This window comes from Shigella sp. FC1661, from assembly GCF_001712525.1.
In the GTDB taxonomy this organism is placed as follows: Bacteria; Pseudomonadota; Gammaproteobacteria; order Enterobacterales; family Enterobacteriaceae; genus Escherichia; species Escherichia coli.
In genome coordinates, this window is record NZ_MDGW01000380.1 from 1 (window position 1) to 983 (window position 983).

Below are 983 nucleotides of genomic sequence, written 5' to 3' on the forward strand. Positions count from 1 at the left end.
CACCATTCCGCATGATTCTGAGAAACTCAGTTGATTCGGCCAGTAACCTTTCAGATGTTCCGCCATTTTAATCATCTGATATCTCACCAGATTATAAGCCAGTAAGACACCCCACAGCTCTTGCTCCACAAGCTCCGGCTTTTTACTTCTCAGCGTCAGCCTGCTCAGTTGCATCGTCTGTTTTATCTCCCTGTATCCCAGTTCGATTTCCCAGCGATGACTGTACAGATCCGCCATTTCTCCTCCGGGGAAGCGCATGGCGTCCGTCATCGACGTCAGCAGATGGCAGACTTTTCCTTTGCGCGTCACGGTCAGCAGGCGGGCTGTCACTTCATTTCCCAGTCCCGGCCACTTTTTTCGTGCCTGCGGGCTGGTTTTCAGCTTCACCAGATGATCGCCTTTACCCAGTTTTCTGAGCTCTTCATATTGCGCTCCCTTTCTGAGAGGTATCATCCAGTGGCGGTGTTCTCCCGCCAGGCTCCAGGCATTTAACAGTCCCAGTGAGTAATAACCTTTATCCATTAACGTCAGAGTGTTATCGCCGGTTTGTTCTATAAGTTGCTCAGCAAGCTCATTTTCGCTGTTCTTCATCGTGCCGAAGGCTGCAGCCGTCAGCAGATGGCTGGTCAGTTCCATCTGGCAGACCATTTTGACCTGCGGGTGGAGCGCCGGGTTCCCGGCATGTGTCTGGCGGGGGAAGGCTGCATCGTTCTCTGGTGTATCCGGTGTGCGCCAGAACACACCATCGATGGCCAGCAGGGTCAGGCCGCACCAGTGCGGATGCGGCGTGGCGTTATGCCAGAGCTGCGCTGTTTTCGTGAACACGCGGCGGACAGCCTCACTTCCCAGGCGCTGGCGGGCCTGAATAACGGCACTGGGGGCAACGAAGGGGCGATTGCCCGGCAGCATGATGTCCAGGCGATTCACAATCTGGTGAAGAGGTTCTTTACGCTCAAGCGCCATGCCAACAATACACCAGACCA

General features: G+C 54.8%; 1 protein-coding gene. It reads right to left on the bottom strand.

The genetic code is table 11. The annotated features are described in order from the left end of the window. Positions 1-983 (bottom strand): IS4-like element IS4 family transposase (locus BFF42_RS18560; RefSeq protein ID WP_146759057.1); only part of this gene is annotated, 983 nt, incomplete at both ends.